Consider the following 14,923-nt stretch of genomic DNA (forward strand, 5'->3'; position numbering starts at 1 on the left):
ATCAATCCTCCTTTAATTCTCTAGCTGTTTGACTTTTAGATATTCCTGTCAAAATTTCGATTTCTCTTACCGTAAAACCTAATTCTTTCAACTCTTTTAAGGTTGTGTTATCAATCGGTTTATAAAAAATTGAAAATAATCGTCGTAAATAGTCGAACTTATCTGTTAGGCTACTGAATGCGACTGCACTTTTCAAGTTATTCTTAAGCTCCCCAGGATATGGAATAGGGGAACAAAGCGCAACTATCTTTTTGAAAAGTCTCACATTTTTACCAGAATGCTTTGAATCGTTCAAAATAGTTGACATCATAGATTCCGCAATCACCAACAAATCTTCTTGACTATATCGATTAAAGTTAATAACTGCATCAAATCTTCGAATTAGAGCTTTATCAAAAGCGCTAAATAAATTAGTGGTTGCAATCAAAACAATTCCGTCTCGCAACGTATCCATCCCTTTTAATATTGCTGTAGTTGCACGCCCCATCTCCCTAAGATCATTATTATCTAATCTGTTTAATGCAATAGCATCAATTTCATCGAACAAGATAAGCGTTTGTTCAGGGTGTGTAAAACTATTAATTTCTTTAAATAAATTAGCTATATTTTTTGCAGTTTGACCTAGTTTACTATCAATAATAGTTTCAAAATCTACAACATATAGCTCTCTTTGCAGCAAGCGAGCAATCTGCTTTACTGTTTCTGTCTTCCCTGTCCCAGGTGCACCTTCAAACAGAAATTTATCTACCCCAATATTTCGTCGCACAGCGTTCACCACTCCTATAACATCTGAAGATATAGCTTCTGGAAGTGGTAAAGGGTTGAAATTTGTCAACTGAATTTTTCTTAGTGATTCAAATTTTTCTTCACTTACTTGTGGAATAAATGTATTGTTTTCTGAAAGCATTGCTATAATATATTCTGCTAATTGGTGATCTCCCGCTTTGTCGAAGGCTTTAGCTATCTCATAGGCTTCAGTTCTAAATCCAGAAGTATTGCCCTCTGTAAAATATCTAATAAGGTTTATCACTTGTTTTTTTTTCATCTGTCTATCCTCCTAAAAATATAATAACAATCTTTTGGGACAAAGTCAACATTATAGGGACAAAAGCATCTTTTTAATGCACAAGAAATCTAAAGAATTATTACATAATTATAATTTTCTTCTAAAATAGAACCACCCTGCTACAATAGTAAAGCAAGGAGGAAAATGTGAAGAAAATCATCGAGAAATATCAAGAAAAAGGCTCTGTCATTATCGGCTACGCCCGTGTCAGTTCAACAGATAATCGTCAAGAATTAGGCTTGGAAGTCCAAAAAGAAGCCCTAAACTTCTGCGACAAGCTCTACATCGAAAAAGAATCTGGAGGCAATCAAGACCGCCCACAACTTCAAAAAGCTCTCAAGCTCGCCAAAGAATGTGCTGAAAGCGAAATTGAAACCAGTTTCGTGGTGTATAAACTAGACCGTCTAACCAGAAAAATGCTCCACCTATCCGCTATCATATCGGAGCTAACCAGCTATAACATTCGCCTTCAGTCCATTCATGAACAAATCGAAACGGATTCGCTAACAGGCAAATTCTTCTGTCTTATACTGGGCTATGTGGCAGAGTGGGAACTTCAAGCCATTTCAACACGCACAAAAGATGGACTGCGTAAAGCCAGAGAACGCGGTGTTCAGTTGGGAAATAAAGGCATTTCAAAATCCAAAGAAAAGCAAGTTATAATAAGTTATCTGGAAGAAGAGCTGACCATTCGAGACATTGCCAGCCAGTTCAAAATTTCTACTGCTACCATTTACAGCGTCCTGAAGCGTAATAATATCCAAACAAACAGAAAAATTAACCCAAAAATCGTTGACAAAAGCAAGAAAAAATAGTAAATTAAACTCGTAAAAATGTTTTAGCAGACGGTCGTTTGTTAAAACAATCAAAGTTATCAATAAAAAATATTAGAAATGCTGATTTGACGGGCTTTTTGAAGCCTTGCCAAGTCGGCATTTTTTGATTTTTCATTGTTTTAGTTAACGACCGTTAACTAAAACATACTCAAACCCTATTGTAGCAGGGATTTTGATGAAAAAAATGGAGGGATTTTATGGAAAAGATAATAATTGCTTGTATAATAGGTATTTTTATCTATTGTATCCGCAATTTCTTCATAGGGCAACGCCGAGATGAGCTACTCAATCAAGGAGCTATCGAATCGCGAGATAAATTATTTCTATCTCAAGAGCATTGCTTCTTTTCAAGCAAAATTAGTTCTGTTCAAGAAATACTATCCGTATTGGATACGAGTAGTCTCAAAGATAACCATATCCAATTGATAAAAACAACAGATGACGGTGATGCTGTTTTCAAAATAACGAATAATATCATTGTCAAGGAAAGCTATGTTCTCGCTCTTTTAGCGTCTGAAATTAGAAATGAAGAAAAAGCGTATGTGCTCGTTATCACCAACACATATAATTGTGATAAGAGTATTATAGAAAATCCTTACAATGTCTTATTGACTCAAGTCGAGCGAGCTATCAAAAAACTTGATAGCAATGCAACGGTTGAACGTCGCGTCATCCAATACCATACAACAAAATAAAATGATTTAGGAGATTAAAAATGAATGCAGAAACACTTTATGTAATCCTCGTTATCGGAATCATTATAGGTGGAAATATTTTGTACCGCATTTTGATGAGAGGTGTATATCATTTAGAGGACTCATATAAAAATAAACGCAACCAAACTAAACAAAATTCGACAAACAGTGATAAACGTGAGAAATTATAATTTCTTTGGAAAATTATATATTGAAGTTCTTCAATTTAAATAACACAATGTTAGTTAGAAAGGTAATTATGAAAAAGATTCAAAAAATACTTGCAAGCATCATTGCTTACTGTATATTACTTCTCACCCTGAATAGTAATACTGTTTTCGCAGAACCTACGCCACTATCACTTTACGAAGATAACAATATACGATTTGCGCCACTAGCCACAGGTGCAGAGAATCCAGACAATCTCTACGGCATAATCGGAAACCGAGACCGCAAGTATGATGATGACGTTCGCGCATTCTTGCTTAAAGGGGTTGTGGGTTCTAACGTCAAAGACCTCGTAATTTATCTGAAACCTGGGGAGTCTTTCACAATCGACTCTCCCACCATACCTGGAAGAACTATAGATTCCGTTATTCACGATTCAGTTCGTGGAAACGAGTTTGTCACAGTAGATAATAAAATTCCCCTCCCGCTTACTATCTCTTATGATGATCTGGTTGAGAGAGGTCCTTTTAATAATGATGAGCAAATAGTATCCTACCAGGATCGATACATTCTCAGAGGAGAAAATGACCCTCGTTTCGAAGACCCATTTATTCATTTAGACGGTTACTATGTATTAGACTATGATGGCTCAAAATTTAATACAGATTTCGCATTAAGAGTATTTGACAGTTTCAGCTGGGGGTATGCTGGTGGTGCTCAAAGCGTTCCATTCAAGATGTATGTTCTAGAGGGCGAGGTCTTACCTCTACCAGAGAGTTTATATGGACAAACGCTTACTGGTATCGCTTTTGTGCGTAGTGAATATGCATATGCAGTTACGGATGTATACACAAATAACATTGTATATAGCGATATTCACAATCAATATGATGACGCCATACTATTTATGCTTTATTCTGAAGGTTCATCAAACTTTGATTTATCATCTAACGGACAATCTTGGGAAGCTTTAGATTTTAACAAGGTTCCAGGTGTCCAAGAAAAATTAGACGAAATAGAAGCCGATAAAATTGCTTCCGAGACAGAGGAGTCAACTTCTGCTGAGGAATCTGAAGATACTCAATATATTGACGAAGAGCCAGCCGAAACCAAATCAAATTCTGTCAATGGAATGGTAGTGGCTATTGGAATCTTAATTGTACTATCTACCATTTCTTTTATAGTATTTTCTAACAAAAGGAATAAGTAACTAATTAGTCCCGTACATATGGGACTTTTTTGCTTCTCCGAGATAGTTACTTTAACTTCTATACGAAGTTTATAAACCTAGTACTATACCTACTTGCCTGGAAATTTTTCTAGTTTTCTTATTCGCATCACTATTCGCTTCGAGTGAGATTTTGTTGGCGCACCACCGCCGTTTCAGTGGTATTCCGTCAGGCGACTTATTATCTATTCTGGGTTATTTTAGGGCGGTCAAGATATTTTGCTACTACTGTATAGAGTCCCTATAGTCTTCAATAATGGATGGGCGAGATGAATCTAAAATACGAAGACAAACCAGCCATTGCCACCCTCAAAATCAATCAAGTTCAATATAAATTTCCCATACTGTATCAAAAATAAGTCTATCAATATCTATATTGCCACCCTTAATAATTAATGCCCCGTATCGTCATTTCCAGCCTATATAGCGTCTGTTTAAGCGTTAAAATATTCATCAGACTCTGATTTTGAAGCCCACTTCCAGATTGTAAATATTACATCGAAATAGACTGGACTTCCTTAATAAAGAGAGTTATCATTGTCCAGTAATAATAGATAACAGATAAGGAAATTATGAACGACTACAAAGCTAAACAAGAATTAATAGCACTTGGAGAGGAAATACGCCAACATACACTTTGGGGCTTGATACCAGAAACGGCAAAGTGGGATTGTACCGAACTTGGAGCCTATTTGCCAGCCATAAGCTTGCCAGCGTTTATTGCTAGCCTAACCGTAAAAAATGGTGTTATGAGCTACGCTGTAACGAGTTTCGAACAATTTACCAAACATACCGAAATCTACGAAATTAACGCCACACTTTGGGAATTTATGGTAAAACTTCAAGCGGTTATAGATAGTCAAACCGAAAAAGAATTTTGTCAAAACTTGCTTGAAGTTTTGCGGATAGAAGTTTATTTTGTAAAAGAATGGGATGAGTAATATGGAAACTCTAATATACGATAGACAATTTAGAAATTGGGGCTGTTTCAAAATTAGGTTATATATTGTCAGTCATAAAAAGCTGGAGATTTGAATTTTCTAATACCATAAATAAAAAGCCCGCAAGATTGCAGGCAAAAAGTACTACTTAGATAACAATTGATATGAATCTGGAGAAAGTAATAATGAGGTTCTAACTACAAAAGCAAAGTCTGGATTATCACTTAATAAATGCGTTTCTCTTCCAGCATCAAACAACTCACTCATGATTGACTTGTTTTTTTGAACCAAATCTTTAACTTTTTTATAGACCTCGATATTTTTATCAATCAATTTGGTTTGGTCTTCTTCAGAGAAGCCTGTTAATTGCTCTACAATATCGCTATCTGTTCCAAAAGCCAAAAGTCTACGTGCGACACTTTCTAATGAATACGGTTCATTCATTGTATCATTCCAAATGATTTGTTGTTCTGTTGTTAAATTAAGCATAAAAAACTCCTATAAATATTTTTTAATCTACCACTTGCTTGGTAGATTTTTAATTTTCTACCAAAACGCAAGGGATTAAATAATATCAAGGAGATATTAATTTACGAAAATTATTCAATTTTATAAATATATTTTAGTATATTATTCATTTTTTGTCAATGTGTCGAGTCTCTTTATATACGTCGTATTCGTTAATAACTCACCGTATTTTCTTACTTCGTCAGTAAAATCCTCTTCCCAAAGAAATTTCAATACTGAAAACAGATACTTATTGTTATCTAGCTGAGAAATATGTTTTTCGAGAAATAGCTGTTTGGCTTCTTGCGAGAATGACTTCTTAGTAATATAGGCTCTGATAACTTTTTCAATATAGATATTATTATCGAGTCGGAAAATCAACCTATCCGCAATATCTTCAACTAATTTATCATTATCAAACTCAAGGTCAATAAGGTATTGAACGAGTCTAGAGATATGAACATTGTTTCCCATTTTCTCCAAGCAAAGATGCACTAAGTTTTCCTCTCTCATATCTAAAGCAACTAAGCAAAGTCGCTCTAACTTAGCATTATTATCCGTATTTATGATTTCTTTTTTTAACTTATCAATAGACAGTCTCTTGAAGTCACTTTTCATATTAGTCGTATTCTTCAAAACAAATACCAGTATTTCCTTTATAAAATTGTAATTCCTACTCTTATCGATAACATCAATCAATTGAGTTCTATCTGACTTATGGATATTTCGAGAATGTTTAATGAGATCCTTTAGTTCATTCTTTATAGCTAAAATATCTCCAGATAAATTAAATTCTGCAAACTCGGAGATTCCTATTGTACAATCTTTCATTGACATTATATCGATGTGACGACAAATTGATTTGGAAACCTCTCTTGAACGCCTCAGAAAATATCCCATTGTCTCCTCTGATTGGTTGGAGCCGATATCTGGGGCTATTGCCATCAGCAAATCAAGGGCAAATCTACGCTGACCCCCACAATCTCTGTGTTTATGAAAATATAAGAAGTCTACTAAAACAGAAAAACACAAATAATGCATAACGTACCCTCGCTTTTGTTATTTTTGTTACATTTCGTGTTCTTGGTTATGGTTCAATTTTAGCATAAAATAAAGCTATAAGGAAGCAACCTTAAAAATATTGCAGTAACTCGAGTAATCTGCAATATGAGAGTATAAACAACTTTCGCATCATCATTTCAAGGAGACCTACTATGTCACATTTACCACAAAAATCTCAAATACCTCAAGCCCTACCAGCTTCTGCGTTTAGTCCACAGAAAATGGCAATCGCTCGAAACCTATCGCAAGATATGGCAATTGTTCAAGCCAACGAGCTTTTGGCTCAAGACATCTTGAACAAGGTCGCCAGCCTCTCGGAACTTGAGGCTCAGATTCTGGCTCACAATCCGCAAGCCCAACAACGGACGGACTTCATCATTAAAGCATTCACTTACGTTTCTGCTCGTCGTTTCAAATAGGAGGCTCGTATGGACTGGAATTCAATTGCCCTTGTATTGCTTTCAGCTCTATGTATTCTGGGGCTTGCTCTCATTACCTTAGTGGATGAGGAGGAAGAACCCCAAGAGTCTGAAACTTTCGATTTTTTCACTGAAGAAGAACTCGCTTTAGCAGAATTTCTAGAAACTCGCCAAGCTATTAACGAAGATTTTCTGGTAGCTCAGAAGAAGCTATTAGAAAATCTCAATTACGAAAGGAGGAAATTTTAAGACAATCTGTTGTATTTCTCACAACAGCGAACAAGTCGGACGGATTTGTTCCGTCCGACCTCTGTTTTTAGCTTTCGCATCGCTCCATAACCTTATCTTGCTTATGGTTTGAAAAAATTATATTTTAAGGTAAAGTCGGAGCGTCTGATACAGACAGAAAGGATTTTCAAAATGACAAAATATCAAGACACAATTAACCAACATCCACCTAAAAAGTTCAAGACTATCCTCGCCGACCCGCCTTGGGATGTGGCGCAAAAAGGCAAACTCGGTGCAATTCGACATTATAATTTAATGACGATTGAAGAAATCAAGAAAATGCCTGTTTCAAGCCTCGCCGAAGACGATGCCCACCTCTGGCTCTGGACATATCCAGCTGTCCTCGAACAATCTTTCGATGTCGTCCGTGCTTGGGGCTTCGAGCCAAAATCCATCTTCACTTGGGTTAAACCTCGACTTGGTTTGGGCAATTATCTTCGAAACTGCACCGAACAAGTCATTTTCGCTACTCGTGGAAAGGCTCCAATTAAATTCAAAGGACAAATGAACTGGGGAATATTTCCAGTCCAAGACCACAGTCATAAACCTGAAGAACTCTATTCCATTATTGAACGCTGTTCAGAGGGCGACTACTTGGAAGTCTTCGCTCGTCGTCCAGTGCCTTCAGACAAAAACTGGAGTGTTTGGGGCAATGAAATTGTGAGCGATGTCATTATTCCAAATTATCCAGTTCCTAAATACTCGAAAGATGTCCGAGATTTTCGAAAGGTAGGACAAGATGAATGAAAAAGCTAATAAGCTACATTGTCGGTTTCTGCCTTTTGGCAATACTGGTCAACTACTCTGTTCGCCTTCTAGTCGATATTTGGCTGGAGTTGGTGGTTGGCTCTATAATGTCTTTAGGCTTTTACGTCGCCATAAAACTCATCAAACATCATCAGGATTGGAGGTAGTATGAAAAGACCAAAACATCTGTCGTGGCAAAGTATGGACTGGACGAGACCATTCGAATTTGAAACAGTCTGCAATTTTACGACACAACTCAATGGTTATTCTCGTCGCCAGCCCTTTATCTGGGAAATTCGTTTAACGCCAGAAAAAGTCAGTCATCTTATCGGAGCCGACTCAATAGACTTGCGATTCTTGAAAGAAATGATAACCTCACACAATGCTGTTCGTTTTGAGAAAACTAAGCGAGCAAAAGTGACATCCGCCTACGACATCACTCTTTCAAAAAATCACTATGCCCTAAAAACCAAAGAAGTAGACAATCTCGTTCGGAGTTTCCTGTCGCAATCTGGCACTTTAAAAAGAAATGAAGAGATTGTACTTCAACTGATTGTCGGTAAATCTTCCTCGCCAAAGCCAATCCTTAAAGAGCTTGGCAATCCAGACGCAACACTCTGGCAAAAGCTAACAGGTAATATCCCACCGCTATCGTCAGATTCTAAGGCACTGATGCGAGAAAAACTCCACCACAGTCAATTTCAAATTTGTTTGCGATTAGGTATTCAAACAGACACCAAAGCTCGAGAAATTCAACTTCTAAAAAGTATTCTGGCTTCGCTTCGGATTTTAGAGCGAGCTGGAGCTAAGTTTTCTGCTAAGCCAACTTCAAGCGAAAAAATAAACCACGGAAACATTCCATGGCATTTCCAGACAATTGTTTCAAGCATTGAACTCGCCAGCCTCTTCTTACTGCCAGCTGGCGAAGCTCAATATAGAGGCGTATCATCACTGTCGCCCAAAACTATTTTACCACCAATTGGCTTTTCGCAAAACACCAAACGTCTCTTTGGATACAGTTTAGAGAAATCTCCGAGGTTTATCGGTATTCCAACGCGAGAGGGATTATCACATACTTGGCTTTTGGGTGGCACTGGGAGCGGAAAATCTACCACTATGCTTAACTTGATTTTAGCAGATGCTCATGAGGGGCGGTCTGCGGTAGTGATTGACCCAAAGGCAACATTGGTTTCAGATATTTTGGAACGACTGCCTAAAGAACGGGATGAGGATGTGGTCATTTTAGACCCTAGTCAAACTGGGCAATCCGTTTCGATAAATCCTTTTGACTTGGTAAAATTTGGCGTGCCAGCAGAATTGGTTGCGGACATGCTTCTCGGTGTCTTTCAGGAGATTTTCGAAGAATCTTGGGGGATTTACACGCAGGATATTCTCAGTCATAGTTTTCACACTTTGGCAAAAATAGATGGTTTAACACTTATCGACCTGCCAAAACTCTTAACCAACAAAGCCTTTCGGCACGACCTTTTGAAAAGTGTTTCAGACCCATTCCTGCTGGATTTTTGGCAAGGTTACGATACTTTGAGCGACTCCGCACGCCAAACCATGATTTCACCTGTCCTTAACAAATTTCGAGGTGTTTTGCTTCGTCCAGCCCTCCGAGCGATTTTAGGAACATCATCTGGTGATTTTTCATTGAAAGATATTTTCGAGAAACCAAGACTATTACTTGTTCCACTGAATAAAGGCTTAATTGGCGCAGAAAACGCCAAATTCATCGGAGCAATTCTGCTAGGCTGCTTGTACCAGCTAACGCTCCTTCGAGCCAAAGAATCTGTTCGAAAACCTGTCTTCATCTACATTGACGAAGTCGCAGATTATTTGAAATTGCCTGTTCCGCTGGGCGACGCACTCTCTATGTCTCGAAGTTTAGGTGTTGGCTATGTTTTGGCAAATCAATTTTCGAAGCAACTACCGAAACAGCTTCGAGAGTCTATTTACGCCAACTGCCACAACCAGATTATCTTTGGGCTTTCAATGAATGAAGCCAAGGAATTGGCTGGGCTTGCGCCCGAACTTTCTACTGAGGATTTTTACAAATTGCCTCCGTTTCAGGCTTACGCCAAAGTCCCTATTACCTCCAATATCTTTAAGTGGCTATCCGTTCGGACTTTGCCAGCGTCGCCTGCCTTTCGCAAGAAAGACGAGATTTATGGCGAGAGTTTCAAACGATATGGTTCAGCATTTCCTGAAGAACAATCAAGCCAACCAGCCTCAAAACCAATTTATGGTATCGGCAGGAAGAAAAAGGAGGTGTCGGATGAGACTAACTAAACGAGATTACGATGTGCTAAGCCTATTTAACCGCTGTCGCTACGCCACAACCAAACAGTTAGTGGAACTTTATTTCAGAGAAAATAAACCTAAAACCGCCACAAGGAGAGCCAATCTCCTCACCAAAAAACTATCCAATCTTGGGCTCATCCATCATCTGGAACGCCGAATCGGTGGCGTGCGAGCTGGGAGCGGTTCCTACATTTGGCATATCACATACAAAGGCATTAAGGTTCTGCGTGAAATTGAACCAAGTGTAAAGCTCAAATTGAAAAATCGTTATGAGCCAACACGCAACCACCTCAAACACCAGCTGTTCGTAACACAGTTGTTTGTGGAACTCTACAAACTTCACAGTGGAAGAAAGCTATTTCTGGAAAATTTTTCCTTTGAGCCAAAATGTTGGCGGAGCTTTACGACCCTGTTTTCACATTTTACGCTCAAGCCTGACGCTTTCGCGAAACTAATCATTGGTGACTTCGAAGATGCCTACTTCTTCGAGGCAGACAACGCCACGGAACATATCGGCAGAGTGATTGCCAAATGCAAGCAATACATCGCCTATTTCAATACAGGTATCGAACAGCGAGAAAATGAGGTCTTCCCATTGGTGGTTTGGATTGTGCCAGATGAAAAACGGAAGATAGGCATTTTGAATCGAATCAAGGAAGATTTGGACGCTTACTGGGAGCTTTTTGAAGTGGTAACACTGGACGAATTTTCAGGGTTTATGCAAGGAGGACGAGATGACGCAAGAACAGAAACGTAAAATTGGCAAAGCGACATTCGTGATTGTGAGAAAGTTTACTGGAAAAGAGACTCTTGAGAAGAAACTGAAACGGTTGATTTTGGAGAAGTGATGAGTCTTATTTCAAATATCCACTGAACAGAAAAGATGTATGCATATTTACTGCCAATAATATGGTGGATAGGTAATAAAAAATATGCATATCTTCAGCATTAATGAAGCTTAGCAATAAAATAAATAGAATAACCAAAATATTTATTGACTGGAGGATACCTTCTCTTCCCGAGCTATATTTTTTGATCTTAATGTATGTATAGAGATACCCTAGAATGCCTAGAACAGCCATGGTTCTAACTAAAAATATAAAATCGCTAACATTATTATTGCTCGAAAACAATATTATCTGATGTTCTAAAGTGGCTATAGTAAATACAACAAATAAATCTATAAAGTACAATCTCCAAGACCGATATTTTAAAGCCGCCAATAATTGACTTTGGAATATCCTTAAAAATAAGGTAAATAAAAACAATATTAATGCGATATTTTTATGATTAACACCTCTATAAAGAATTTTGTTTAAATGTTCTAAGAGAATAAAAAATAATCCCCCATGAACAATAGATAAAATAAATAGATAGACTTCTTTGAAATCATTAAAATGAAGTCTATCTTTATCTTTGCTAGCCAATTACTTCACCTCAATCTATTACTCCAGCTAAAATTGTCACAATTCCCAATACAGCATGGCTTACGCAAACTCCTAGTAAGTTATTAGTTTTTCTGTAACACCTATACCAGATAATACCTATACAGAATGTAAGAATCAGAGTCCATAAGTCTTTATATATAATATGTACAAAGCTATATAGAGCTGAAGATATAATCATTTTACTTCTTTCGCTCGCATTAAGTCTGGTAAGAATTATTACCAACGCACCACGATATAAAAACTCTTGAGCTGGAGAAGAAATGAAAATATAAAAAAGATAGAAGGAGAATGTTTCATTAGGTGAAAATCGACCACCAATACCAGTTAGATATAAAAATACTCCCAGTATTCCTAAAATTACGGTAAGAACAGTAACATCCTTTATAGATTTAGCCGATGAATTGAAAGAAAGTCCCATCTCACTATTCCGGTTTCCTGTTGATCTCATTAATATATATACCAAAATAGAACCAATGGTTAGATAATTAAATTTATGATTAAAATCCAGTAATCCTACCAGTATTAATAGCGGTAGTAATAGGTAAAATAAAATAATTACAGATAGATAAAAGTATTTAGTCTTCATGGAATCCCCCCTCTTACTATCTTATTCTATCATAAAATATAAACTTTATCCGCCGAAATTCGTTAATTGACTGGACTTCCTACCCACTTCGAGCTATCATGTCAGTGGGTTATAGGTGAATCGAAAGGAGCACACTATGAACAAAAGTACATTGACATTTGAAGAAATCAAAACGCAGAATTTGGAAAATCTACCAGACCAGATAACCGCTCTGTATTGTCGCTTATCCGCTGAAGACGCTAACGAAGGCGAGAGTAACTCGATTTCTAATCAGAAACAGATTCTCGCTCAAGTGGCTATGCGTGAAAACTTGCCAAATCCATTCTTCTTCGTGGACGATGGTTTCTCGGGTTCGAACGCCCAACGACCAGATTTTCAGAGGATGATGAGCTTAGTGGAGGCTGGAAAAATTCAAGCGGTTGTCGTTAAAGATTTGAGTCGTCTCAGCCGAGATTACCTCTTAACTGGGCAACTGACCGAAATTACTTTTCCGTCAAAAAATATCCGCTTCATCTCCTTAAACGAAAATCTGGATAGCAATAAACGCAACAGCCAAGATGCTTATCTTGCGCCCTTAGTTTCCTTGTTTAACAACTGGTATTCGCTTCAGTGTAGTGAAAAAATCAAGTTGTCTAAGCACACTAAGGCAAAAACTGGTGAGAAAATTGGCTGGATTGCACCGTACGGTTATCTCAAAAATCCAGAAAATCCCAAGGAGTGGCTGATTGACGATTATGCCAGTCAAATTGTGAAACGAATTTTCAAGGAGTATCTCTCTGGAAAACCTATCGCTTCCATTGCGAATGACCTCCGAAAGGACAAGGTTCTAACACCCGCCAATTACAAGAAAAAGTTGGGAATTTCAAATTATCGAGTTCTTGAAAATGACCCATGTCATTGGAAAAGTCAGATGATTTGCCAGATGCTCGAGAAAGAGGAGTATACTGGTGCAACAATCAATCTCAAGACTGCAAAAATTTCCTACAAACAACGAGGATGCAAATTGCGACCTCGAGAAGATTGGTTGATTTTTCCAAATACACACGAAGCGATTATTTCGCAGGAGGATTTCGAAATGGCACGCAAAATGCTTGGTCATAAGCGAGTAAAACGCAAGAATCACTGGAAAGATACCGCTGGACACGAAAATCTGTTCGCAGGTTTGGTTTTTTGCGAAAATGGACATAAACTCAGTTTTTGCCCACAACAAAAGGACGACATCAACCTCGACCACTACAAGTGTTACCATTATCGTCGAGCTGGCGACACTTGTTCAGGCTCGCATTACCTACGCAAGGAGACTTTGGAAGAATTGGTTTTAGGCGACCTCCAACAACTGATTTCTTCCATTCAATTTGATGAAGGAAGACTACTCGCAAAATTGAAGTCTCGCTTCGATGTTCGTGAGAGCGAAAAGCAGGATAGTTTGCGCAAGCAGTTAAATAAAGCTGAGAAGCGTTCGCTAGAGTTGGACACAATTATCCAAAAACTCTACGAAAAGCAACTTTTGGACGAGATTAGCGATGAACGATTTCGAAAGTTAGCAGATAGCTACGAAAGCGAGCAAGCTGAACTTAGCCAGCAGATTCAAAAATTCCAGAAAGTCTTAGTTAGCCAGACCGAATCTACGGAAAACATTGACAAGTTTATGCGAACTATCCGCCAATACACAAAACTCGAAACTTTAACAACGCAGTTAGTGAATGAGTTAATTGACAAAATTATCATTCACCAACCAACTGGACGTGGCAAAAAACGACAAGTCACTATCGAACTACATTACCGATTTATTGGAGAACTATAAGACAAAACGAGCGAACTAAAACTCGCTCGTAGAATAATAACTAATGGACTGCTCGTTGAGGGGTGGACATTATAGCACACTGTCACTAAAAATATTTTTTACAGCCTTTGCCTCCCCCTCAAATAATGATATAATGAAATAAAAGGAGGCCCTCTATGAAAAAAGAAGTTATCTATGACTGTATTAACCTGATTCTGTCATTTCTGCTCTGTCGCTGGCTCTTTATGACTTTTCTTTTTTACCAGTTCTCGAACATTTTCATGACGGTTGATTTTTGGCCAGCACTTGCCGCAATCCTGTTAATGACCGGATTTTTCTTTACCCTATTTCGACTGGTCTATCAGCCAGGCATTTCCCGACTGACTATTTTGTTTTTCTATGGATGCTATGGTTTTCTACTGATCTACCTCCTCTTTTTCAAAAGCATGGGCGTCAGAGGTGTCAACTGGGATCTCCTTAGCACCTTCTCTCAAGACCTACTTCTCAATCCTGCTATATTGGTCTTTAACCTCTTACTCTTTTTACCACTTGGGTTGCTTTTTTCATTTTCTTGGAAAAAACTTTCTCTCTTTGTAGGGGCCATATTGCTAGTTGAAGCCTGTCAATTCTTCTTTTCACTGGGCTTCTTTGACCTTAGCGATATCTTGCTTAACACCTCTGGCTTTGCCCTTGGAAACTTCTTGGGACAATCCGCAATGGCGCAATATTTTAAAAATAGAATACAGAAAAAATGACCCCGAAAGGCAATGTCATTAAGTTAACATTCGGCATTACATCTACACTGTCTACTCCCAAGTATTTATTCTATGTCATACTTGGGA

General features: G+C 37.9%; 17 protein-coding genes. 12 read left to right on the forward strand and 5 right to left on the reverse strand.

Annotation, left to right across the window (positions count from 1 at the left end):
* Position 1: 1 nt before the first annotated feature.
* Positions 2-1,045 (reverse strand): ATP-binding protein, encoded by a 1,044-nt coding sequence (locus tag P7J36_RS07370; protein ID WP_029187197.1) that lies wholly within the window; start codon positions 1,043-1,045, stop codon positions 2-4.
* A gap of 167 nt (positions 1,046-1,212) precedes the next feature.
* Between P7J36_RS07370 and P7J36_RS07375 the strand changes: the two genes are divergently transcribed.
* From P7J36_RS07375 to P7J36_RS07395, 5 genes are all read left to right on the forward strand, one after another.
* Positions 1,213-1,881, forward strand: coding sequence for a recombinase family protein (locus tag P7J36_RS07375; protein WP_408551748.1), 669 nt, complete (start codon positions 1,213-1,215; stop codon positions 1,879-1,881).
* 218 nt (positions 1,882-2,099) lie between these two features.
* Entirely contained in the window at positions 2,100-2,597 is a 498-nt protein-coding gene (locus P7J36_RS07380) for a hypothetical protein (protein ID WP_044761913.1), read from the forward strand.
* Between the two features lie 20 nt (positions 2,598-2,617).
* Positions 2,618-2,788, forward strand: coding sequence for a hypothetical protein (locus tag P7J36_RS07385; RefSeq protein WP_153603742.1), 171 nt, complete (start codon positions 2,618-2,620; stop codon positions 2,786-2,788).
* A gap of 68 nt (positions 2,789-2,856) precedes the next feature.
* Entirely contained in the window at positions 2,857-3,975 is a 1,119-nt protein-coding gene (locus P7J36_RS07390) for a hypothetical protein (protein WP_408551747.1), read from the forward strand.
* Between the two features lie 590 nt (positions 3,976-4,565).
* Entirely contained in the window at positions 4,566-4,934 is a 369-nt protein-coding gene (locus P7J36_RS07395) for a hypothetical protein (protein ID WP_408551746.1), read from the forward strand.
* Between the two features lie 144 nt (positions 4,935-5,078).
* Here the strand turns inward: P7J36_RS07395 and P7J36_RS07400 are convergent, their stop codons facing one another.
* Both P7J36_RS07400 and P7J36_RS07405 read right to left on the reverse strand, forming a co-directional pair.
* Entirely contained in the window at positions 5,079-5,423 is a 345-nt protein-coding gene (locus tag P7J36_RS07400) for a hypothetical protein (protein ID WP_408551745.1), read from the reverse strand.
* A gap of 141 nt (positions 5,424-5,564) precedes the next feature.
* Positions 5,565-6,272, reverse strand: coding sequence for a hypothetical protein (locus tag P7J36_RS07405; protein WP_408551744.1), 708 nt, complete (start codon positions 6,270-6,272; stop codon positions 5,565-5,567).
* A gap of 383 nt (positions 6,273-6,655) precedes the next feature.
* Here P7J36_RS07405 and P7J36_RS07410 point away from each other — a divergent pair, with 383 nt between their 5' ends.
* The 5 genes from P7J36_RS07410 to P7J36_RS07430 all read left to right on the forward strand — a co-directional run bounded on the left by P7J36_RS07410 (position 6,656) and on the right by P7J36_RS07430 (position 11,021).
* Positions 6,656-6,922 (forward strand): hypothetical protein, encoded by a 267-nt coding sequence (locus P7J36_RS07410; protein ID WP_408551743.1) that lies wholly within the window; start codon positions 6,656-6,658, stop codon positions 6,920-6,922.
* Positions 6,923-6,931: 9 nt separating this feature from the next.
* Complete coding sequence (locus P7J36_RS07415; RefSeq protein ID WP_408551742.1) at positions 6,932-7,171, forward strand: hypothetical protein; 240 nt, start codon at positions 6,932-6,934, stop codon at positions 7,169-7,171.
* Positions 7,172-7,342: 171 nt separating this feature from the next.
* Entirely contained in the window at positions 7,343-7,957 is a 615-nt protein-coding gene (locus tag P7J36_RS07420; RefSeq protein ID WP_408551741.1) for an MT-A70 family methyltransferase, read from the forward strand.
* Positions 7,958-8,125: 168 nt separating this feature from the next.
* On the forward strand, positions 8,126-10,252 hold the full coding sequence (locus P7J36_RS07425; protein WP_408551740.1) for a type IV secretory system conjugative DNA transfer family protein: 2,127 nt from the start codon (positions 8,126-8,128) through the stop codon (positions 10,250-10,252).
* Positions 10,239-11,021, forward strand: coding sequence for a replication-relaxation family protein (locus P7J36_RS07430; RefSeq protein ID WP_408551739.1), 783 nt, complete (start codon positions 10,239-10,241; stop codon positions 11,019-11,021). The genes P7J36_RS07425 and P7J36_RS07430 overlap by 14 nt, the downstream gene beginning before the upstream one ends.
* 97 nt (positions 11,022-11,118) lie before the next feature.
* Here P7J36_RS07430 and P7J36_RS07435 read toward each other — a convergent pair whose 3' ends face one another.
* Together P7J36_RS07435 and P7J36_RS07440 are read right to left on the reverse strand one after the other, a co-directional pair.
* Positions 11,119-11,691 (reverse strand): hypothetical protein, encoded by a 573-nt coding sequence (locus P7J36_RS07435; RefSeq protein ID WP_408551738.1) that lies wholly within the window; start codon positions 11,689-11,691, stop codon positions 11,119-11,121.
* Positions 11,692-11,701: 10 nt separating this feature from the next.
* Positions 11,702-12,298: a CPBP family intramembrane glutamic endopeptidase gene (locus P7J36_RS07440; protein ID WP_408551737.1), complete on the reverse strand. Its 597-nt coding sequence runs from the start codon at positions 12,296-12,298 to the stop codon at positions 11,702-11,704.
* A gap of 136 nt (positions 12,299-12,434) precedes the next feature.
* Here P7J36_RS07440 and P7J36_RS07445 point away from each other — a divergent pair, with 136 nt between their 5' ends.
* Together P7J36_RS07445 and P7J36_RS07450 are read left to right on the forward strand one after the other, a co-directional pair.
* Positions 12,435-14,102, forward strand: a complete 1,668-nt coding sequence (locus P7J36_RS07445; protein WP_408551736.1) for a recombinase family protein — start codon at positions 12,435-12,437, stop codon at positions 14,100-14,102.
* Positions 14,103-14,257: 155 nt separating this feature from the next.
* The gene (locus tag P7J36_RS07450; RefSeq protein WP_408551735.1) at positions 14,258-14,836 is read left to right on the forward strand and encodes a VanZ family protein; all 579 of its coding nucleotides are present in this window, start codon (positions 14,258-14,260) and stop codon (positions 14,834-14,836) included.
* The last annotated feature ends 87 nt before the right edge of the window (positions 14,837-14,923 follow it).

Origin of the sequence: Streptococcus suis (assembly GCF_046032115.1) — a bacterium.
Classification (GTDB): Bacteria; Bacillota; Bacilli; order Lactobacillales; family Streptococcaceae; genus Streptococcus; species Streptococcus suis_AJ.

What these genes read in the sequence shown, in the direction of transcription:
- P7J36_RS07370 (WP_029187197.1), bottom strand. Translation starts at nt 1,045, where the DNA reads ATGAAAAAAAAACAAGTGATAAACCTTATTAGATATTTTACAGAGGGC.
- P7J36_RS07380 (WP_044761913.1), top strand. Translation starts at nt 2,100, where the DNA reads ATGGAAAAGATAATAATTGCTTGTATAATAGGTATTTTTATCTATTGT.
- P7J36_RS07385 (WP_153603742.1), top strand. Translation starts at nt 2,618, where the DNA reads ATGAATGCAGAAACACTTTATGTAATCCTCGTTATCGGAATCATTATA.
- P7J36_RS07390 (WP_408551747.1), top strand. Translation starts at nt 2,857, where the DNA reads ATGAAAAAGATTCAAAAAATACTTGCAAGCATCATTGCTTACTGTATA.
- P7J36_RS07395 (WP_408551746.1), top strand. Translation starts at nt 4,566, where the DNA reads ATGAACGACTACAAAGCTAAACAAGAATTAATAGCACTTGGAGAGGAA.
- P7J36_RS07400 (WP_408551745.1), bottom strand. Translation starts at nt 5,423, where the DNA reads ATGCTTAATTTAACAACAGAACAACAAATCATTTGGAATGATACAATG.
- P7J36_RS07405 (WP_408551744.1), bottom strand. Translation starts at nt 6,272, where the DNA reads ATGAAAGATTGTACAATAGGAATCTCCGAGTTTGCAGAATTTAATTTA.
- P7J36_RS07410 (WP_408551743.1), top strand. Translation starts at nt 6,656, where the DNA reads ATGTCACATTTACCACAAAAATCTCAAATACCTCAAGCCCTACCAGCT.
- P7J36_RS07415 (WP_408551742.1), top strand. Translation starts at nt 6,932, where the DNA reads ATGGACTGGAATTCAATTGCCCTTGTATTGCTTTCAGCTCTATGTATT.
- P7J36_RS07420 (WP_408551741.1), top strand. Translation starts at nt 7,343, where the DNA reads ATGACAAAATATCAAGACACAATTAACCAACATCCACCTAAAAAGTTC.
- P7J36_RS07425 (WP_408551740.1), top strand. Translation starts at nt 8,126, where the DNA reads ATGAAAAGACCAAAACATCTGTCGTGGCAAAGTATGGACTGGACGAGA.
- P7J36_RS07430 (WP_408551739.1), top strand. Translation starts at nt 10,239, where the DNA reads ATGAGACTAACTAAACGAGATTACGATGTGCTAAGCCTATTTAACCGC.
- P7J36_RS07440 (WP_408551737.1), bottom strand. Translation starts at nt 12,298, where the DNA reads ATGAAGACTAAATACTTTTATCTATCTGTAATTATTTTATTTTACCTA.
- P7J36_RS07445 (WP_408551736.1), top strand. Translation starts at nt 12,435, where the DNA reads ATGAACAAAAGTACATTGACATTTGAAGAAATCAAAACGCAGAATTTG.
- P7J36_RS07450 (WP_408551735.1), top strand. Translation starts at nt 14,258, where the DNA reads ATGAAAAAAGAAGTTATCTATGACTGTATTAACCTGATTCTGTCATTT.